This window comes from Dyadobacter beijingensis DSM 21582 (assembly GCF_000382205.1).
GTDB classification, from domain to species: Bacteria; Bacteroidota; Bacteroidia; order Cytophagales; family Spirosomataceae; genus Dyadobacter; species Dyadobacter beijingensis.
This window is the reverse complement of sequence record NZ_KB907786.1, coordinates 753,463-773,571: the sequence shown is the minus strand read 5'-3', so window position 1 is coordinate 773,571 and position 20,109 is coordinate 753,463. Positions and strand designations below refer to the sequence as shown.

Annotated in this window: 19 protein-coding genes and 1 riboswitch; of the genes, 12 read left to right on the top strand and 7 right to left on the bottom strand. The window is 52.4% G+C overall.

From position 1 onward, the window contains the following. Positions 1 to 5: 5 nt before the first annotated feature. On the bottom strand, positions 6 to 716 hold the full coding sequence (locus H144_RS0103295) for a DNA alkylation repair protein (RefSeq protein WP_019940608.1): 711 nt from the start codon (positions 714 to 716) through the stop codon (positions 6 to 8). An 82-nt stretch (positions 717 to 798) separates the two neighbouring features. On the opposite strand from H144_RS0103295, the gene H144_RS0103290 reads away from it, so the two are divergent. The 3 genes from H144_RS0103290 (at position 799) to rlmB (ending at position 3,809) form a co-directional block, all read left to right on the top strand. After that, on the top strand, positions 799 to 1,689 hold the full coding sequence (locus H144_RS0103290) for an SDR family oxidoreductase (protein ID WP_019940607.1): 891 nt from the start codon (positions 799 to 801) through the stop codon (positions 1,687 to 1,689). 150 nt (positions 1,690 to 1,839) lie between these two features. Continuing rightward, positions 1,840 to 3,063: a GWxTD domain-containing protein gene (locus H144_RS0103285; RefSeq protein ID WP_019940606.1), complete on the top strand. Its 1,224-nt coding sequence runs from the start codon at positions 1,840 to 1,842 to the stop codon at positions 3,061 to 3,063. Beyond that, a complete protein-coding gene (rlmB, locus tag H144_RS0103280) occupies positions 3,039 to 3,809 on the top strand; it encodes a 23S rRNA (guanosine(2251)-2'-O)-methyltransferase RlmB (RefSeq protein ID WP_019940605.1) in 771 nt (256 codons plus the stop codon). Before H144_RS0103285 ends, rlmB begins: the two co-directional genes overlap by 25 nt. 91 nt (positions 3,810 to 3,900) lie before the next feature. On the opposite strand, the gene mnmA is transcribed toward rlmB, so the two are convergent. From mnmA to H144_RS0103260, 4 genes are all read right to left on the bottom strand, one after another. Continuing rightward, complete coding sequence (gene mnmA / locus H144_RS0103275) at positions 3,901 to 5,010, bottom strand: tRNA 2-thiouridine(34) synthase MnmA (RefSeq protein ID WP_019940604.1); 1,110 nt, start codon at positions 5,008 to 5,010, stop codon at positions 3,901 to 3,903. Positions 5,011 to 5,117: 107 nt separating this feature from the next. Next, the gene (locus H144_RS0103270; protein ID WP_019940603.1) at positions 5,118 to 5,861 is read right to left on the bottom strand and encodes a hypothetical protein; all 744 of its coding nucleotides are present in this window, start codon (positions 5,859 to 5,861) and stop codon (positions 5,118 to 5,120) included. An 83-nt stretch (positions 5,862 to 5,944) separates the two neighbouring features. Continuing rightward, a complete protein-coding gene (locus H144_RS0103265; RefSeq protein ID WP_019940602.1) occupies positions 5,945 to 6,268 on the bottom strand; it encodes a hypothetical protein in 324 nt (107 codons plus the stop codon). Between the two features lie 136 nt (positions 6,269 to 6,404). Further along, the gene (locus H144_RS0103260; RefSeq protein WP_019940601.1) at positions 6,405 to 7,448 is read right to left on the bottom strand and encodes a hypothetical protein; all 1,044 of its coding nucleotides are present in this window, start codon (positions 7,446 to 7,448) and stop codon (positions 6,405 to 6,407) included. A 49-nt stretch (positions 7,449 to 7,497) separates the two neighbouring features. On the opposite strand from H144_RS0103260, the gene mobA reads away from it, so the two are divergent. The 5 genes from mobA to H144_RS0103235 all read left to right on the top strand — a co-directional run bounded on the left by mobA (position 7,498) and on the right by H144_RS0103235 (position 12,497). After that, complete coding sequence (gene mobA, locus H144_RS0103255; RefSeq protein WP_019940600.1) at positions 7,498 to 8,091, top strand: molybdenum cofactor guanylyltransferase; 594 nt, start codon at positions 7,498 to 7,500, stop codon at positions 8,089 to 8,091. A gap of 1 nt (position 8,092) precedes the next feature. Beyond that, the gene (gene fdhD, locus H144_RS0103250) at positions 8,093 to 8,926 is read left to right on the top strand and encodes a formate dehydrogenase accessory sulfurtransferase FdhD (RefSeq protein ID WP_019940599.1); all 834 of its coding nucleotides are present in this window, start codon (positions 8,093 to 8,095) and stop codon (positions 8,924 to 8,926) included. After that, positions 8,923 to 9,288 (top strand): DUF7009 family protein, encoded by a 366-nt coding sequence (locus H144_RS0103245; RefSeq protein ID WP_019940598.1) that lies wholly within the window; start codon positions 8,923 to 8,925, stop codon positions 9,286 to 9,288. Before fdhD ends, H144_RS0103245 begins: the two co-directional genes overlap by 4 nt. Before the next feature lie 3 nt (positions 9,289 to 9,291). Further along, positions 9,292 to 11,604: an FdhF/YdeP family oxidoreductase gene (locus tag H144_RS0103240; protein ID WP_019940597.1), complete on the top strand. Its 2,313-nt coding sequence runs from the start codon at positions 9,292 to 9,294 to the stop codon at positions 11,602 to 11,604. Positions 11,605 to 11,726: 122 nt separating this feature from the next. After that, positions 11,727 to 12,497 carry a glycerophosphodiester phosphodiesterase gene (locus H144_RS0103235; RefSeq protein ID WP_019940596.1) on the top strand — a complete coding sequence of 257 codons (771 nt, stop codon included), beginning with the start codon at positions 11,727 to 11,729 and terminating at the stop codon, positions 12,495 to 12,497. A gap of 99 nt (positions 12,498 to 12,596) precedes the next feature. On the opposite strand, the gene H144_RS0103230 is transcribed toward H144_RS0103235, so the two are convergent. Further along, positions 12,597 to 13,649: a homoserine O-acetyltransferase family protein gene (locus H144_RS0103230; RefSeq protein ID WP_019940595.1), complete on the bottom strand. Its 1,053-nt coding sequence runs from the start codon at positions 13,647 to 13,649 to the stop codon at positions 12,597 to 12,599. A 124-nt stretch (positions 13,650 to 13,773) separates the two neighbouring features. Beyond that, positions 13,774 to 13,881, bottom strand: a riboswitch (SAM riboswitch). Positions 13,882 to 14,027: 146 nt separating this feature from the next. On the opposite strand from H144_RS0103230, the gene H144_RS0103225 reads away from it, so the two are divergent. The 3 genes from H144_RS0103225 (at position 14,028) to H144_RS0103215 (ending at position 17,475) form a co-directional block, all read left to right on the top strand. After that, the gene (locus H144_RS0103225) at positions 14,028 to 14,969 is read left to right on the top strand and encodes a M20/M25/M40 family metallo-hydrolase (RefSeq protein WP_019940594.1); all 942 of its coding nucleotides are present in this window, start codon (positions 14,028 to 14,030) and stop codon (positions 14,967 to 14,969) included. Between the two features lie 40 nt (positions 14,970 to 15,009). After that, positions 15,010 to 16,560: an alpha,alpha-trehalase TreA gene (treA, locus tag H144_RS0103220; protein ID WP_026350377.1), complete on the top strand. Its 1,551-nt coding sequence runs from the start codon at positions 15,010 to 15,012 to the stop codon at positions 16,558 to 16,560. A gap of 126 nt (positions 16,561 to 16,686) precedes the next feature. Then, entirely contained in the window at positions 16,687 to 17,475 is a 789-nt protein-coding gene (locus tag H144_RS0103215; RefSeq protein ID WP_019940592.1) for a PhzF family protein, read from the top strand. Here the strand turns inward: H144_RS0103215 and H144_RS0103210 are convergent. Beyond that, entirely contained in the window at positions 17,472 to 18,356 is an 885-nt protein-coding gene (locus H144_RS0103210; RefSeq protein ID WP_019940591.1) for a DMT family transporter, read from the bottom strand. The genes H144_RS0103215 and H144_RS0103210 overlap by 4 nt on opposite strands. A gap of 73 nt (positions 18,357 to 18,429) precedes the next feature. Here H144_RS0103210 and H144_RS0103205 point away from each other — a divergent pair, with 73 nt between their 5' ends. Then, entirely contained in the window at positions 18,430 to 19,821 is a 1,392-nt protein-coding gene (locus tag H144_RS0103205) for an OmpA family protein (protein ID WP_019940590.1), read from the top strand. Positions 19,822 to 20,109: the final 288 nt, after the last annotated feature.

Below are 20,109 nucleotides of genomic sequence, written 5' to 3'. Positions count from 1 at the left end.
GCCGATCAACACCTTACTTCTTTGCGCTTTCTTCCTAAAAGGGCTTTATCCCATACTTTTTGGATGTAGTCGGGCGGGTAAGGCACTTTGCAATCGGTATCGCCCATATACACCCGGACTTTCCCGATCCTTTTGCCAACTTCCATCGCTTTTTCTGCCAATGGCGGGTAATACGAGCCTACGGCGATCACGAAGCCGTTCATGACATAGCGTACCTGATTGGGCGCCCCGTGTATTTCGCGCTCCACGCGGTCGAGCAGCTGATCGATCTCCGCTTTATCGAGCTGGTCGTCGGGCGTCAATGCGAGGATGCCGCTCCATGTCGCCCAGCCCGCGTCGGCCGTCAGTTCATCATCCGATTCGATCCATTTACGGGCCATTTCAAACTTATACGGACTTTCGGCAGCATTCCAGGCAACGGTATATTCGCTGATCATATGCCACGATGCGCCTTTCAGCCATTCATCGAGCACCTCCGGCGTCATCAATGCAGGTTCCGACATTAGCCCTGCCAGGTACATCGCATCCGAATTACCGGTTTTGAACAGTTCCAATGCCAGCTGGTGGTCGTTTTTATGCTTTTTGAGGATCGGCTTCATGTCCCCGATCTTCACGCCGTAAATGGGTTCCACCGCGCCATGCCGCCGCATGGTTTTCAGCGTTTGCTCAGTACCCAGCGCCGCCAGCTGGTTCATAATATCCTTCACCTGCTCCATTTCCGGATGATTTGTTTTACATTGAAAATATAATGTTTTTGAGGTAAAATTCATCTTTCATCCACGCTAAAACACTTCCGTCATGACCTACACCGAAGGAATGCTCCGCGACGGCGCACTGGAAAACAAAACGATCATCGTAACCGGCGGCGGCACCGGGCTCGGCAAATCCATGGCCGCCTACTTTCTCCGGCTCGGTGCCAATGTGGTCATTTGCAGCCGCAAAGCCGAAGTACTGGAACAAACTGCGACAGAACTCGCCACCAGCACCGGCGGGAAAATCATCTACGTGGAATGCGATGTACGGAAAACCGATCAAATCGAAAATGTCATCGCCAAAACCATTGAAACATTCGGCCGGGTCGATGGCCTGGTAAATAATTCCGCGGGCAATTTCATCAGCCCTACCGAGCGGCTTTCCTATAAAGCCGTGGACACCGTGGTCGACATTGTGCTCCGCGGCACCTACTATTTTACATTGGCTTTGGGTAAATACTGGATTGAACACGACATCCGGGGCACGGTATTGAACATCGTAACTACCTATGCCACAACGGGCTCCGGCTGGGTGGTACCGTCTGCGATGGCCAAATCGGGCGTGCTGACGATGACCAAATCCCTCGCATTCGAGTGGGCGCGGCACGGGATACGGCTCAATGCGATCGCGCCGGGGCCATTCCCGACCAAAGGCGCCTGGGACCGGCTGTTTCCCGCAGAACTGGCGCAGAAATTCTCGTTTGAAAACCGCATTCCCCTCCATCGCACCGGCGATCATCAGGAGCTGGCCAACCTGGCCGCCTACCTGATCTCCGACTTTTCGGCCTACATGACGGGCGAAGTGATCACCCTCGACGGCGGTGAAGTACTGGCCGGCGGGCAATTCAATTTCCTGAGTGAAGTAACTGACGGTCAATGGGATGCCATCGAAGAGCAGATCAAATCCGCGACGCGCGGCGGCAAGAGTCCTGAATAAAAATTTTATTACCGTTTTATTGGGTAATTTTGCCCGTTACTTCGTTATTTGACAAACGATGACGACACGTACATGAGAACAAATTTTCGCGCTTGCATCTATATAATGTCTGTTTTGGTGATGGCCGGGTGTGCCTCATCCAATAAACCCATGAAGCAGATTCCCGAGGCGCAGGTGCGGCCTACGGAGCAGCAGCAGCAGCAAATGTCGGCGGCACCGGTGAACGAGGAACTTTCTCTCGTCGCCATTCAGAGCAAATACCTGCTGAAAGACACGACGCAAACGCAGGTGTTCTTATATGTAGATGCATTCAAAGGCAAAAACCCGATCGAAGCAGCGGATTTTGTCAAATTGTATAATCTCAACTACGTCATCTACTCCGACTACGGCACCCGCGAGCGCCTCGGCTACGGCAACGTGAAACTCGACTCGACGAACGTGACCCGCATGGGCGACAAAATCGTCATTTCCTACGACCTGAAAAGCCCGAATAAGGATTACGGTGTTTTGCTGAGTGAAATCAGTCAGACCGGCACCCTCAAAAAGGTATTGAACGACCTCACGATCCGGTTCAAGAAACTGGCCGTCAACCAGATGTACGGCGTTTATACGGGGAATTCCACCCAGCCTCTGCAGCGGCATTATGTGACTACCAACGAGCAGGTGACAATCAAAAAGGCGGGCGACAATACCGATCAGCTGCATGTGTACTACTATAACCACGATTTCGAACCTGCCGGCTCGCCGATGAACATCGCGCCGAAGAATGTGAGCAAATCCCTGGAAGTGGACAGCACATTTATGATCAGCGCCAATCAGCCGATGCAGTTTACCAAAGAAGGGCTTTACAACGTATTCGCGGACACCACGCAGTCGGAAGGACTGGGGATATTGGTGGTAAACGAGCGTTTCCCGAAAGTGACGCGCCCGCAATTGCTGCTCGGCCCGCTGCTTTACATGAGCACGAATAACGAGATCAACGAAATCAAGAAGGCCGAAGATTATAAAAAGGCTTTGGACAAATACTGGCTGACGCTCATGAACGGCAATGCGCCGCTCGCTCAGCAATCGATCCGCTCGTTCTACGGCCGGGTCGAAGAGGCCAACCAGCTTTTCACGACCTACAAAGAAGGCTGGAAAACGGATAAAGGAATGATTTACATCGTATTAGGCCCACCCGACAAGGTGCAGCGCAGCAAAGACCGCGAGGTATGGACGTACGATCATAAAGGCAACGCTCAAAACGTCAATTTTACATTTAACAGAAGAAACAATCAATTTGTGGATGATCATTATGAACTGGTTCGCTATGCCGAATACCAGCCGATTTGGTATCCAGTAGTAGAAGCATGGAGAAACGGAAGTATACGGTAAGAAAACCAGCCCCCAGACAGTCCCAGGCCGATATGGTTTTTGGTACGCAGTCGGTACTCGAAACCCTTCGTTCGGGGAAAGAAATCGAACGTCTGTTCATTCAGCGCGAGCTCGGGCTTGCGGAAATTGAAAAACTCGCCAAGGAATTGGGCGTCCCCTACCAGCGCGTACCGGTTGAAAAACTGAACCGGGTGACCCGCAAAAACCACCAGGGCGTCATCGCATTTGTATCGCAGATCCAGTATATGCCGCTGCACAACGTGCTCACGCAGGTGTACGAAGACGGCAAAACCCCGCTCCTGCTCCTGCTCGACCGCGTGACGGACGTGCGCAACTTCGGCGCGATCGCACGTACGGCCGAATGCGCAGGGGTGCAAGCCATCATCGTGCCTACGAAAGGCGGCGCGCAGATCAATGCAGATGCGATGAAAACCTCATCCGGCGCATTGAACTTCCTGCCCGTATGCCGCGAGCCGAACCTCTGGGAAACACTCATGTACCTTAGAAACAGCGGCCTGCAAATCATCGCCTGTACCGAAAAAACCGATAAATCCCTCTACGACATCGACTTCACTATCCCGACGGTCATCATTATGGGTTCGGAAGAAGACGGTATTTCCAAAGAATTCATCGACCTCTCCGACAGCGGCGCCAGAATCCCGCTGAACGGGCAAGTGGAATCACTGAACGTATCCGTAGCGAGCTCGATTGTGCTGTACGAGGCTGTGCGGCAGCGGATTAAATAGAATAGGAATTTAGGAGAATCTTCTTAAATTTAAAAAACACCCGAACCGGCATTGGATTGCAACTCCTCTAAGCACCTCGGGTGTTTTTCTTTTATGGTTCCTGCCGGAAGCTCTTCATGATCCAGCCGCCGCCTACTACGTCGTCACCTTCATAGAACACCGCAGCCTGTCCCGGAGCGATACCGTTGACGCCGTCGTGGAAACGGGCCACGATCTGGTCAGGGCCGGTTTGTTCGATGATCGCCGGGGTGCCGTCGTGCTTGTAACGCACTTTGGTGACGGTTTCGAGCGGTTGGTCGATGGATGCGTATTTTTGCAGGTTCAGCTTGCTGACATTCATGCCGTCGCGGAAGAGATCGGGCATGTCGCCGAGCACTACTTCGTTGGTGTCCTTCCGGATTTCCGTCACGAAAACGGGGCGGCCTAATGCAATCCCCAGTCCTTTACGCTGACCGACTGTGTAGAACGGATAACCTTCATGGGTGCCGACAACCGTTCCATCGGCGTAGATAAAGTTCCCGCCTGCCACTTCCGCTTCCAGGCCCGGAATGCGGCGTTTCAGGAAGCCCCGGTAGTCGTTGTCCGGCACAAAGCATATTTCGTAGCTTTCCGATTTGTTTACGAGATCGATAAAACCTCTTTGCCGCGCCATTTCACGGATTTCCGTTTTGTGCAAATAACCCAGCGGCAGCTTCGTGCGCGCGAGGCTTTCCTGCGAAACACCCCACAGCACATAACTTTGGTCCTTCCAGGCGTCAATGCCTTTGGAAACATAATGCCGGCCGTTGTTGAACTGCATATTCGCATAGTGCCCGGTAGCGATGAATTCGCAATCCAGGCGGTCGGCGCGACGCAGGAGCGCGTCCCATTTGATGTGGGTATTGCAGAGCACGCACGGGTTCGGCGTGCGGCCTTCCAGGTATTCGCCGGTGAAATGGTCGATCACGTAATCGCCGAATTCGGCCCGGATGTCCAGTATATAATGCGGAAAACCGAGTTCGACGGCGATATTGCGCGCGTCGTTAATGGAGTCGAGCGAGCAGCAGCCCGTTTCTTTCTTAGTGCCGCCGCTGCTGGCGTAGTCCCAGGTTTTCATCGTCATCCCGATGACCTCGTAACCTTGTTCGTGGAGAAGGACAGCCGCGAGCGAGCTGTCGATGCCGCCGCTCATGGCGACCAGAATGCGTCCGTGTTTACTCATGGTAATAATCTGCCGAAGGTTGAATGCCTTCCGATTTTGGGTTGATTTGAATAGCTGTAACAGCGTAAAACCGCGCCACAGTTCCGCAAAGGTACGGATAAAGGCCGTCAGTTTTGCACGGCTACCTTAAAGACTTCCTTTCCGACCGTAATCAGATAGGTCCCATTCCGAAGCGAACTTGTGTCCAGTGGCCTGGATGGCAAGACAGACGATTCCATGACCGAAAAGCCCTGAACGTTTCTGATATTAGTGCTCCGCAGGTACGAGCAAATGCTTTTGACTGAACAATCCGACAACAACGGCGAATCCAGTATCATTACCTGTGTCATGGTAGACGTGTTAATATTGTCGAGACCCGACAGGCTTTCCAACTTTGCATTTTGACGAACGTCCAGATTCCTTCCCACCGATTTGAGCCCGCTCAGGGCGCTTAGATTTTGCAAATTAGCGTGATTGGAGATCGTTACATCCCGCCCCACCGACGACAGTTTTTCTAATCCCGTCAAATTGGTTACCGCGTTACCCCAGCAGTAAAAATCGCTCCCTACCTGGGTAAGTGAACCTAGTCCTGCGAAGTTTGCGCCTTTGAAATTGGCCAGGTACAACGTGCCGCCAACACTGGTGACATTGTTGAGCCCGTTCAACGAGTTGAGTACATTGTTATAGGCAATAAGCAGGGTTCCATTGACATTAGTCAGATTTGAAAGTGCCGAAATATCGCTCAAAGCCGGGTTGTCTGAAACATAGAGTCTGTTTACGGAAGTCAGTGCGCCTAGTCCGTTCAAAGAAGTAAGTGAAGGATTTTCGGATAGGTAGATCTCATCGATAGAATAGCCTGATATGCCCGTCATACCCGTTAGATTGGCAAAATTGGGGTTATTGATGATTTCCAACAGGCGGACTTTATCCAGTTTCGGCAGCCCGGTCAGATTTGTCAGGGCCGCGTTATTATCAATGAGATATTCTTATCAACGTATTTCAACGAGCTTAGGCCGGTCAGACTGGTCAGATTGGGGTTCTGCCAAATCTGAAGGTCGCCCATAATGTCCGTCACCTGCGACAGCCCATTCAGGTTCGTAATGTCGTTTCCAGCGATAAAAACGTAGCCTTGGACAACAATGCACCCCGGATAATTAGCCGCGAAATTATCGATATTCGCCTGGCTGGTCAGCGGGATGCCGTTTGACCCGCAGTACTGCGCGCGCACGATCGAATGAGACGAAACATAAATCAGAATGATGAGTAGTAATGCTTTCATAAGGGATAGTTAACTATTTGACTGTTAGCGTCTCACACAGTTACAATCTACTCAGTATACTCAAATATCCCAATACAATATCGGTTATTTCATATTATGCATTTATCCAACGGCTACGCAACTTCCAATCTTTTCACTACGCGATAATCTGCCGGATCACATTCTTGATATTCAGCTCGATCAGCTCAGTCATGGTTTCGCATTTGTAGTAATGTGAATCGCCGTAATGCGCGGCGAGGCCTTCGCGGAGCTGGTGGATGTTTTCCTCCGTCGAAATTTTGTCTTTAATACAAACATCCCGCATGTCGCGCAGGCGGTAGCGCTCGGCTTTGGCCTGGTACATGATCGAAGATTGCTCCTCCTGCTGGTATTGCACGACGGTTTTATCGGTCAAATGCTCCATCGCGAGCTGGACGTATGGGAGGTTTTCCTTGAAAAACTGGGGCATATATACTTTCACATTCCCCTCATAAAACTGCTGGTCGAAGTCGATCGCGCGGAGGCGGAACTGGAAATCGTCGAAATCCGGGGTGATCTGCATCACGAAGTTGTAGGACCGCATGTCCCCGAGCAACGTGATTTTGCAGCGCTCGTTGAATTTCACGAACTCCTTGGCAATGCGTGTCGGGTTATAATCGGGGTCGCGCATGCGGGTGCGTGCGAACTCGTCTCCGGGAATGCCGGCAATGTGTTCCTCTATCAGCGTTTCGCCGTCAACAATGTAGTTAACCTGGTTAGGCGAGAAAATTTCTTCCAGTTCGAGCCCGTAAATGCGCGAGGCGTCAGCTTTCTTGACGTAGAAATAATCGTAAATATCGTTCAGCCGGTTCACGATCCGGATGCGAAAGGGGTTGGAGTTGCCGAATTTGCAATAGTCGATGCGATCGATGTATTTATGCTCCACAATGCGCAGGTTACCATTCGCTTTGAGCATGGCATACACCTTTTTGAGGCCGGCGTGCAGCCTGTCCAGTTCGTGCGGCGGGTAAAGCGGGCTCTCCCACAGCGTGTCCTTCCCGTTCTTGTCACTCAGCGGAAACGACTCGTAGAAATTCAGCAGATCGTGGTAAGCCACCGGGAGGCGCGCGTCGCGCTGGTAAAAACGCAGGTATTTCCGCAGCTCCGGGCTCACCGGATAGATCGGCTTTTTCTTTAATATTGTTACATCCCCCATTTCCATACAAGGAAGTTACGCATATTTGACCGATTAAAACCATCGACCTTGCATTATGAGCTTATACGGACTGGTGATCTGCGGCGGCGAAAGCACGCGAATGGGAACGGACAAAAGCTTACTCGTTTACCATCAAAAACCACAGTACGAGCACGTTGGCGACCTGCTCGCGCCCCTGTGCGAGCGCGTGATCCTGGGATGCAATGCGCAGCAGGCACAAACGTTCCATACCACCTACGAAAAACTCACCGACCTGCCTGCATTCGCCGGTGCCGGCCCGATGACGGCATTACTCACCGCATTTGCAACCCATCCCGGCAACGATTTCCTCGTGGCAGGCTGCGATTACCCCAACCTCACGACCGGCGAGCTGGCCAATTTTCTGCATTCCGTTGAGAAGGATTCGACGGCCGCGGCCTTTTATAATGCGGAAGGTTTTTACGAGCCGCTGCTCGGATGGTATTCCAAATCGGCGGGCACGGTATTGAAAGAGGGATTTAAGACCGGCCAGCGGGCATTACAGCGTTTTCTGCAAACTGAAAATGCCGGAAAATACCAGCCGGCATCTGCCGAAACGATGACCAGCGTAGATACACCGGAGGCTTTCAGGGCAGCAAAACGGGCGCTGGACCTGCATAACGATATTTGAAATGGAAACCAGTTCGATTACATACCACAAAATCATCCGCGTCGGTGCCGATGGTGCCAAGGAGGTTGAAGACTGCCTGGCGATTGAAGAACCGCTCGAAATACAACTGGCATTCATGGCTTCCGGCAAGCGGCAAGGCAAGAGCATTTCGGTGACGATGCGCACGCCGGGCAACGATCCCGAACTGGCCGCCGGCTTTCTGTTTACCGAAGGCATTATCCGTTCCAAAAGCGAGATCGCGGGCATCCGGCATTCGGTTTTGGACGAAAACCGGGTATTGGTAACCTGCGCCGACGGTTTCGAGCCTTTGCTCGGCTCGCTGGAAAGGAATTTTTATACCACTTCCAGCTGCGGCGTTTGTGGAAAAGCGAGTATCGACGCAATCCGGACGCGCTCTGCATTTACGGCCGGGGAAGATCAATTGGTTGTTGAAAAAAGCATTGTACAACAACTCGCAGACCAGATCGGCCGGCATCAGCAGGTATTTGAAAGCACCGGAGGCTTGCATGCGTCAGCGCTTTTCGACCTGAACGGGCATTTCCTCATGCTCCGGGAGGACGTAGGCAGGCATAATGCTTTGGACAAGCTGATCGGCGCCGCACTGCTCGCGGATAACCTACCGCTCAGCCAGCATGTCCTGCTGCTTAGCGGTAGGGCCAGTTTTGAGTTGATCCAGAAGGCGGCGATGGCCGGAATCCGGATCGTGGCTGCCATTGGCGCACCGTCGAGCCTGGCGGTACAGCTGGCCGGAGAAAGCGGCATTACGCTGGCAGGTTTTGTAAAAAAGGACAAATTCAACATATACACCGGTCAACACCGGATACGATCCATATGAAAATCCGCATTCACGGGAACTCCGTACGGTTCCGTCTTTCGAAGCCCGAGGTGGCGAAACTCGAACAGGAAGGTTACCTGGAAGAAACGACCGATTTCGGAGCATCGCAATTTGACTATGCGGTCCGAAAAACGGTTAACAACGCATTGAATGCCGTGTTTGAGCAAAGTAAAATCACCCTGCATGTGCCGGAAAGCCTGCTTACCGGCTGGACGGAGAATAGTACTGTCGGTTTTGAAGAAAATATGCCGCTCGGCAACGGCAGTTCGTTATACCTGTTGATTGAAAAGGATTTCAAATGCCTGGACAACACCCACGAGGACCAGTCCGACAACTACGATAACCCTAACCAAACCTGCTGAGCCATGTCCGAGAACCCGCTTCCGATACCCGGCGCCGAAAACCCGGAAAAGCTGACCGGCCTGAAAAAGGGCGACATCAAAAAAGCCGCCGCCGGCATTCCTGCGGTGGTATCCGCATTGGAAATGGCCATCGGCGAGGCGGGTTTCCAGCGCGGTATGAAGGCGCTTTTCAACCTCAACAAAAAAGGCGGCTTCGACTGCCCCAGCTGCGCCTGGCCCGATCCGGACGACGAACGCTCGGGCATTGCCGAATACTGCGAAAACGGCGCAAGGGCCGTAGCCGAAGAAGCGACCGCCAAAAAACTGACCCCTGATTTTTTCTCCGAAAACTCCGTACAGGAGCTAGGCCTGCTCAGCGACTACGAAATCGGTGGAAAGGGCCGCATTGCGCAGCCGATGTTCCTGCCGGCGGGCGGCACGCATTACCAGCCCATTACCTGGGAAGCCGCATTCGATAAAATCGGAACGGAGCTGAACAGGCTTGGCTCGCCCCATGAGGCGGTATTTTACACTTCGGGCCGAACAAGCAACGAGGCGGCGTTCCTCTACCAGCTTTTTGTACGCGAATTCGGCACGAATAACCTGCCCGATTGCAGCAATATGTGCCACGAGAGCAGCGGGACGGCACTTGGCGAATCGCTGGGGATCGGCAAGGGCTCGGTGACGCTGAATGATTTCTACCAGGCCGAAGTGATCATGATCCTTGGGCAAAACCCCGGCACGAACCACCCGCGTATGCTCACGGCATTGCAAAAAGCCAAGGCCAATGGCGCAACGATCATTTCCATTAACCCATTGCCCGAAACCGGCCTGATGGGCTTCAATAACCCGCAGACCGTGGCGGGTGTGCTGGGCTATAAACCCGCATTGACCGATATTTTCCTGCCCGTGAAGATCAACGGCGACATGGCATTGCTGAAAGCGATCGAGCTGCTGCTGTTGCAGGAGGAAGAAAAGCACCCCGGTACTGTTTTTGACCAAAAATTCATCGCCGGGAACACCCAGGGCTACACCGATTTTATCCAAGACCTCAGACCTTACGATGCCGGACAGCTCGCCGCGCAGGCTGGGGTTCCGTACGCCCAGGTGCAGGAAGTGGCGCGCGTACTGGCGGGTAAGACCAAAATCATCGCCTGCTGGGCCATGGGACTTACGCAGCACAAAAATGCCGTGGCGACGATCAAGGAAATCGTGAATTTGCTCCTGCTCAAAGGCAGTATCGGCAAGCCCGGCGCGGGCACCTGTCCCGTGCGCGGGCATAGCAATGTGCAGGGCGACCGCACGATGGGCATTTTCGAACGCCCGACGGACAAGCTGCTCGATGCGATTGAAAAGAACTTCCATTTCGCGCCGCCGCGGGAGCACGGTTATGATGTGGTAGAATGCATCAAGGCGATGCACGCGGGCGAAGCGAAGGTTTTCTTCGCGATGGGCGGTAACTTTCTTTCGGCCACGCCGGACACCCGCTTTACCGCCGAAGCTTTGCAGAAATGCCGCCTTACCGTCCACGTGTCGACGAAACTCAATCGCAGCCACCTCGTGCATGGCGAAGAAGCGTTGATACTTCCCTGCCTCGGCCGCAGCGACCAGGACATGCGCGATGGTGAAAACCGCTTTGTGTCGTGTGAGAATTCTATGGGCGTGGTACAGTTATCCCGTGGCGTGCTGGAACCAGTGTCGGAACATTTACTGAGCGAGCCGGAGATCGTTTGCAGGCTCGCCCAAGCGACATTAGGCACGCGCAGCAAGGTTTACTGGGACCGATATGCCGCGGACTATGACCTGATCAGAAGCGATATTGAGCGCACCATTCCCGGTTTTGCCGACTACAATGAGCGGGTCAGGCAGCCGGGCGGCTTCTATTTGCCCAATTGCAACCGCGCCGGCAACTTCGATACGCCTAGCCGGAAGGCGCATTTTCACATTGACTCGCCCGAAATGCCGGTATTGCGCGCAGATGAGCTGATGATGATGACCATCCGTAGCCACGACCAGTTCAATACCACCGTGTACGGCCTGAACGACCGCTACCGGGGTATTTATAACGAACGGCGGGTGATTTTGATGAATAAAAAGGACATCCGCGACCGCGGCCTTCAAAACGGCGACCTTGTGGATCTGCACAACCATCACGGAGGCGTGGAGCGGGTTGCGCACAAATTTGTCGTAGTGGAATACCCGATCCCCGAGCAGTGTACAGCCACCTATTTCCCAGAAACCAACGTGCTGGTACCCATTACGAGCGTGGCAGAGAAGAGCAACACGCCCACATCGAAAATGGTGATCCTGACCGTGAAGCGGCATGAGGAATTTTAGGATAACTTAATATTGACCTAACAAACGCCGCACGAACTTGCCGTAATTTCGCCCCAGTTTTGCCGGAAAGGGGTAAAATATGTCGAAAACGGTCTTTTTAGAGGAAGTTTAAATTGAATACAATGAAAAAAGGATTTTTAATGCTTGCAATCGGGCTGATGAGCCTGGTGTCGATGGATGGTATGTCTCAAAAGAAAAACAAGGTGATCGCGCACCGCGGCGCCTGGAAAAATACCGGTGCTACCGAAAACTCGATCGGCGCATTGGAACACGCGATCAAGCTGGGTTGCTATGGCAGCGAGTTCGACGTGCATATGTCGGCCGACTCGGTGTTGTATGTTTTGCACGACCATTCGATCCAGGGAACGGATATCGAAACGACCAATTCGGCCGAGCTTTCGAAGATTAAACTCGCTAACGGCGAGTCGCTGCCGACTTTGGAGGCTTACCTGAAAGCGGGTTCGAAACAGAAGAAAACCCGTCTGATCCTCGAAATCAAAACTTCGAAAATCAGCAAGGAGCGCTCATTGGCATTGGCAACCAAATGCGTGGAACTGGTGAAGAAAATGAAGGTGGAAAAAATCACGGACTACATCGCATTCAGCTGGGACGTTTGCCTGAAAGTGAAAGAACTTGCTCCAAAGGCACACGTGGAATACCTGAACGGCGATAAAACGCCCGACGAGATCCAGGCAGCCGGCCTCGACGGTATCGACTACCATTTCAGTGTTTTGAAGAAACATGAGGATTACATTCCCGCCATGCGCCAGAAAAAACTGACTACCAATGTGTGGACGGTGAACACCGAAGCCGATTTGAAATACTTTCTCGAAAAGGATGCGGATTACATCACTACCAACGAGCCTGAACTGCTGCTGAGCCTTTCAAAGTGATTTTCGTAATACCTATAAAAAGCGAAACTCCCGATCGGTTGCCGGTCGGGAGTTTCGCTTTTTTGCACGAATATATCATGTACTGAAATCCTGAATGCGCTATCGAATACGCGCCATTTGCAGCTGCCCGTTCGTTTCCTGCCACGCGCGGATGACCTGCGTAAGCTGCTTATATTCAATCAAAAACCCGTCATGACCGTACAGCGAATCGATTTCCTGGAATGCGGCGTCGGGAATATGGCGAGCCAGGAACTGCTGCTCCGACAGCGGGAACAGCAGGTCGGATTTAATGCCCAGCACCAGCGTTTTTGCCTTCACGAGCCCGAGCGCATGCACGATACCGCCGCGGTTACGGCCGACATTGTGCGAGTCCATAATCTTCGATAACGCCCAGTAAGAGAATGCATTGAAGCGTTTTACAAACTTGTCGCCCTGGTACTGCTGGTATGAAGAGGCGCGGAAATCGTCGATCTGATCGGGATTGTCGCGGGCCTGGGTAAAGTTGTAAGTATCGTAATTCCGGTAAGAAAGCAATGCAATCGACCTCGCCGCACGCATACCCATGGCTCCCGCTTCATCATGCGCATCCTTGTAAGTAGGGTCTGCTTCGATAGACATCCGCTGCGATTCGTTGAATGCAATGCCCCACGGAGAATGCAGTGCGTTGGAAGCGATCAGGATCAGCTCTTCGAACAGATCGGGCTTTTCCACGGCCCATTCCAGCGCCTGCTGCCCGCCGAGCGAACCGCCGATGCAGATTTTGATCCGGCTGATCGCCAGCTCCTGCCGCAGCAGGTCCAGCGTCCCTACCACATCCCGGACGGTGAGGGTCGGGAAAGTATGGTAATAGGGCTTGTTGGTCCTGGGATTTACGGAAAGCGGCCCGGTAGAGCCATACGCCGACCCCAGTACATTCACGCAGATAATGAAATGCTGCGAAGGGTTGAAATACTTGTCATCGCCTACGAGGCCGTCCCACCAGTCGTGGGCATTAGAGCTACCGGTGAGTGCGTGGCAAATCCATACGATGTTCGTATCGCTGGCATTCCGTTCTCCGTAAGTAGTGTATGCGAGTTCAAATCCCGGTAATTCGCCGCCCATTTCGAGCGCATAGGGATAAGGGTACTTAAATGTCTTCTGTTCCGCTTGCATAGAGCCACAGCAGGTGGTTAAATTCAACACATGGTAAAGTCGGCGACCGAAATTTTCGGTTGCAGCTGCGAGACTAAAGCCAATCGGCTTACGGAAATTTCTAACTGTAAGAGCACACGAATTGATTTTATATCTCCTAATAACTTAGGTGGGAATTAGCACCTTTCTCCGTCGCGGTAGCAGGTTGCCAGAGGTTCATTGAGCCCATTCTCTCGCCTCTTCTTTATAAATCAACCGCCGTTCAGGGAAGCAATTGATTGATGGTGCAATATTAAGCCGGGATGCCTGAAAATACAAATAAATGCAAAAATTCTGTCCGCTGCCGGGCCCTGCCGGAATGCTGGGGCGTATCTTTGCCTCTTAACTATTTTTAATGTAATGAGAATCTTTTTTCACAGTCTGCTGCTCGTTTTGGGCGCTGTGCAGGCATTTGGACAATCCGTCACGCCTTCTCCGGAAAACATCCGCAAACACATCGCCTACCTCGCGTCCGACAAAATGAAAGGCCGCGGCACGGGCAGCAAGGAAAATGAAAAAGCCGCGAAATATGTGGTGAAACAATTCAAAAAGTACCACCTTTTACCCAAAGGAACCGACGGCTACTACCAGCCTTTTACGGCGAAAATCAGACGGATAGTAGTCCCCGACAGTATTCGCGAGGCGCGGAACGTGATCGGTTTTCTCGACAACGGGGCGCAGTATACCATCGTCATAGGCGCTCATTTCGACCACCTTGGCCTCGGCCGCCAGGGCAGTTCGAAAGCCGATAAGCCCGAAGGCCAGATCCACAACGGCGCCGACGACAATGCCTCCGGCGTGGCCGGGTTGCTCGAACTGGCGCGGTATTTTAGCGGAAATGACAAAAAGGAGCACTATAATTTCCTTTTCATCGCTTTCGGCGCGGAAGAACTGGGGCTCGTCGGCTCGCGTTATTTTGTTAACAACCCGACATTGCCGCTCGCCGATATCAACTTCATGTCGAATATGGATATGATCGGCCGCTATGATCCCAACCGGGGCGTAGGCATTGGCGGGTATGGTACCAGCGCGGAATGGCCGCTCATTTTCAAGGATGTAAAAAGCGATACGAAGTTTTTTACCGATCATGCAGGAAGCGGCGGCTCGGACCACGGTTCGTTTTACGCCAGGCAGATACCTGTACTGTTTTTCCATACCGGCGGGCATGACGATTACCACAAGCCCACCGACGATGCGGAAAAAATCGATGCGAATGCAGAGGCAGGTATTCTCGGCATTCAGATCCGGTTGATCGAAAATGCGATGTCATTGCCTAAACTTAAATTTACAGAAGTCAAATAGCTTAACGTTCATTCGGAAAACCCTTTAAAGTCAGTTTGTTTTGTACGGTTTTGTTGCTCCATCCTTTACTTACGGCCAGCCTCACATCTCTCCCGAGGAGTTGTACGGATCATTATTCCGTGATGTGCAATGCAGCCACATTTTTTCCGATTCCAAAACATTTGCCGACGCCATTCCGCTGGAAGACCCGGTGCTGATCATCGAAAGGTACCACCGCGAGAAAGACGACGAAGGCTTTGATATGGAAGCATTTGTGCGCGGGCATTTCAGGATACCCGCGCAGATAGCCTCCGAATTTCAATCCGACAAACCCGACACCGTTTCGGAATATGTAGGTAAGCTATGGTCGGTGCTCACCCGCCAGCCCGAAAACCAGGAGCGCGGCGGTTCGCTGATCCCGCTCCCTCATCCTTACGTGGTGCCAGGCGGGCGTTTCCGGGAGATTTACTATTGGGACAGCTATTTTACCATGTTGGGCCTGAAAGAGTCGGGGCGTGCGGAGCTCATCGAGCATATGCTCAATAACTTCGCCTACCTGATTGACACATTGGGTTTTATTCCTACCGCCAACCGTACCTACTACCTGAGCCGCTCACAGCCGCCTTTCTTTTCGCTCATGGTGCGGCTGTTCAGCGAAATGGAAGGGAAAAAGGTTTTGAAAAAATACCTGCCCCAGATGCAGAAGGAATACGATTACTGGATGGACGGCTGCCTGGAACCCCGTGCGCCTTTCACGGCCCACCGCCGCCTGGTATACCTGCCCGACGGCGCTATGCTGAACCGCTTTTGGGACGATAAGGCCACGCCACGCCCCGAATCGTACAGCGAGGATACCGAACTGGCAAAGGAGGTTTCCGAGAAATACGGCACGGCGCCCGACGAGCTTTACCGCCATATCCGCGCGGCGGCGGAATCGGGCTGGGATTTCAGCAGCAGGTGGTTCGGCGAAGAAACCGATTTCGCATCGATCCACACGACGGACATCCTGCCGATCGACCTCAATTGCCTCATGCATCACCTGGAAAAGACATTGGCCGAGGCATATCTGCTCTGCGATAACCGGCGCATGCATTTATTATACGAAGAAAAGGCGCGGCAGCGGAACAGGGCCATTCAGACCTACTTCTGGGACGAATCGAAGCATTATTATATGGACTACGATTTCCGGAAGCAGGATTTTACGAAGGCCGTTACCATTGCGGGTGCTTTTCCGCTATTTTTCAAGCTGGCGCCCAAGCCGCATTCGCATTATGTACGTGCCTATATCCGCCTGAACTTTCTGAAATCGGGCGGGCTGCTGACGACCATGGTGCGGACCGGTCAGCAATGGGATGCGCCCAACGGCTGGGCACCGCTGCAATGGATTGTCTACAAAGGATTGCGTAACTACAATTTCCACCGCACGGCCAACGAGCTGAGCGACGAATGGCTGGGGCTGATCGAGAAGGAGTACCGGCATTCGGGTAAAATGCTCGAAAAATACAATGTGTCGGACACCAACCTCATCGCCGGTGGCGGGGAATATGAAATCCAGGAAGGCTTCGGCTGGACCAATGGCGTTTATCTTCGTATGAAGAACCGGAAACGCTGACAATTTCCGGCAGCCGTCCGTTTGATTTATTATCTATTTCCAATAAATTATATTAAAAATTAATAAGAAAATCTTCCCTAAGCGGATATTTTTGATACCTTGCCATCACCAAGCCCATTTGACTTCATGAAACTTCCCATATACCAGATCGACGCTTTTACGAACAAGCTGTTTGGTGGAAACCCTGCTGCGGTAGTGCCGTTGGAACAATGGCTCCCCGAGGAAACCATGCTCGCCGTGGCCGCCGAAAACAACCTGGCAGAAACCGCATTCTACGTTCCGACTGACAACGGCTTCCATATCCGCTGGTTCACACCATCGGTCGAGGTTGACCTGTGCGGGCATGCTACGCTCGCAGCAGCCTATGTGATTTTCAATATCCAGAACTACGAGGGCCAGTCGATCAGCTTCGAGTCGAGAAGCGGTGTACTGACCGTGGATTGCAAGGAAGACTGGCTGACACTGAATTTCCCCGTTGATCAATACCACATTGCCGTACCGCCTCCGGGCCTCGTGGAAAGCTTGAAAAACACGACGCTGCTGGAAGTGTACAAAGGCAAAACGGATTATATGGTTGTGCTGGAATCCGAAGATGTCGTCAAAAACCTCGATTTCGATATTATCATCCTTTCTACTATTCCCGCACGCGGCGTGATCGTCACGGCTGCCGGCGATGATGTAGATTTTGTGTCCCGCTTTTTTGCACCGCAATCCGGCGTAGACGAAGATCCCGTAACCGGCTCCGCGCACACCACGCTGATCCCCTACTGGGCCGAAAGGTTCGAGAAAACCAAGCTCACGGCCCGCCAGCTCTCGCGCCGCGGCGGCTACCTGAAATGCGAACTGGACGGAGAGCGGGTATTCATCGGCGGACAAGCCAAATTATATCTCAAAGGAGAGATCCTGGTAGACTAACCATTTTTACTTCCTGAAAACTTGGTCCGTTGCCCGGCGTACAGCCCGGCCACGACGAACAGCGTGCCCAAAATGGTGTACATCGTCACGGGCTCGCCCATGAGCCACCATGCGAAGAAGAATCCGAAAAGCGGGCAAAGAAAAAGCCAGAGCGATGCTTTCACGGTATCGATCCTGAGCAGGTAAAACCAGCAGATCAACCCGGCAATGGACACTGCCAGGCTCAGCCACAGCACCGAACCCCAGAAAACCGGGTCCCATTTGCTGGTACTGAAATCGGCCAGCGACAATGTGAAAGGCAGCAAAAAAACGCCGCCCAGAAATACCTGCCAGCCATTGATGAGCAGATTGGGCAATTCCCATTTCACCGTGGCGTAGTACACGCTCGCCGCCGAAACGGCGATCATGCTGATCAGCAGCAATGTAATGCCGCCAATTGTCGTATAGCTATCGGCCAGCAACGGATACGTGGCCAGGCCTACACCGCCCATACCCAGGATAATGCCCGTCCATTCTTCCGCTTTGGGCTTCCGTTTCAGCCACCACGACGACAGCAGCACGATAATCAGCGGGTTGGTCGACACCGCGAGGCTTCCGATCCCGGCCGCGGTATACTTCATCGCATACACGTACAGGCCCAGGTAGAGCGTTGTATTCAGGAAACCGAACAGCGCCAGCTGCCGCCATTCCTTTTTCGTGGGCAGCCGATACGACTTATCTTTGGCGAACAGGTATGAAAATGATAACAGTAAAATACCGGCAATAAAAAAACGAACATTTGCCAGAATCAGCGGGGCCACAGATTGTACCCCGAATTTGGTGGCGACAGATGCCGACGACCAGAGAATGGAAAAGAGAAGACCGATACCGATGTTTTTCACACGCAAAAAGAATAACGATCCAAAATTACAAGTTGTACCTCGGCTTCCGCCCCCACTTTTTATATTTTTGGGTATGATTAACAAAAAAAATGCGCTGCGGGCGATGCTGAGCATGCTCCTTGCAACCCCTGCGCTGCATGCCCAGAACCAGTGGACCTACGATTTCAACAATGGTTTCGCCCCGATCGAAAGCGGCGGTCCCTCGTTGAAACCACTCGGGCAACCCGGAGAGATTATCAAGGAACAAATTCCCGGTTCAGATTACCTTTCGCGCTCCATTTACGTGTTTGAAAAAAACAGCGGACTGCAATTCAACAATGCAGAAACGAAAGGTTTCCTCAGCAAATCCTTCACGGTCGAGATATACTTTAAAATGACGGAGCTCGATAGCTGGAAGCGTGTGCTCGATTTCAAAAACCGCAAAAGCGACTACGGGACCTACATTTACAACGGCAAACTCAATTTCTACGACTTTGCGGTGAGCGAGAAGGCACCCGTGCGCGCCAACCAGTACGTGCATTACGTGTACTCGCGCGACCACGAGACGAAAACCATTAAAATGTATATCAATGGGCTCTCCAAAGTGGAGTTCAAAGATCCGGGGACGGAAGGTATCCTTGATGTAGACCAGGTATTGAACATATTCCAGGACGATCTCATTGCCGGCAACGAATCCAGCGGGGGAACGGTGGCGCTGATCCGCCTCTACGACCGCGTGATGACGCCCGTTTTCGTCCGGCGCAGCTACCAGACGATCGCCAGGACCTTCAAGGAACCTGTCGCTAAAAAAGAAGAACCGGCAGAAGCACCCAAACCCGCGGAGGAAAGCCTGGAACCGGCACGGAACAAAAACCTGGCTATGGTAACCGGCCGTGTGTACGATGGCCGCAACCTCAGACCCGTCAACGACGCGGAAGTCCATGTCCGCAAATCGGCCAACGACTCGCTCGTGGCGCATACGAAGACGGTCGACGGCGTGTACAACGTAGAACTTCCGCCCCACGAAACCTACCGCATTACCGCCCAGGCCGACGGTTTTCAATCCCGGAATGTCACTGTGCGGACAAATAACCGATTCGAAGAAATCAAAGCGCTGATGAACATGTCGCCGGAAACGCATTCTACGCCGCTGTCGACGCTGTATTTCAGCCAGGGAACAGAAGTATTGGAAGACAGCGCCCTCACCGACCTCGATTCGATCGTCAGTTATTTCCAGAAACGGCAGGATTTGCGGATTGTGCTCAAAGGCCACACCGACAACACGGGTAGCTTCGAGAAAAACCTGGAATTATCTAATAAACGGGTGGAAACAATCAAGGCCTACCTGATTGGCAAGGGCATTATCGCGGACCGTATCGAGGGTTCGGGGTACGGCTCGGCGCAGCCAAGGCGCATGAACCAGTCGGAAGCGATGAAGAAGTCGAACAGAAGAGTGGAAGTTTGGGCGGAGCCGGTAAAAAGATAAAGCCATCTCATGGAGATGGCTTTATACTGACTATTCCTAAACCCTTAACCTTTTCTTATCTTTTATATCTTTAAGCTTTTCAGCTGTTTTCTCTTTTTCTATTAACGTTTCAGGCGGTCTGATCGGTTCATTCAATTGTAAAGTAAGAATACTATCAATAATACTTTAATTTTTCTTCTTTACAAAACTCGGAGAACTTAATCAATATACGCTGTTATTTATTCTCCAGATCTGACGAAATCCTGATCAACTCATCCATTTTAACGATTTCGGACTGTTAGTGTTAGC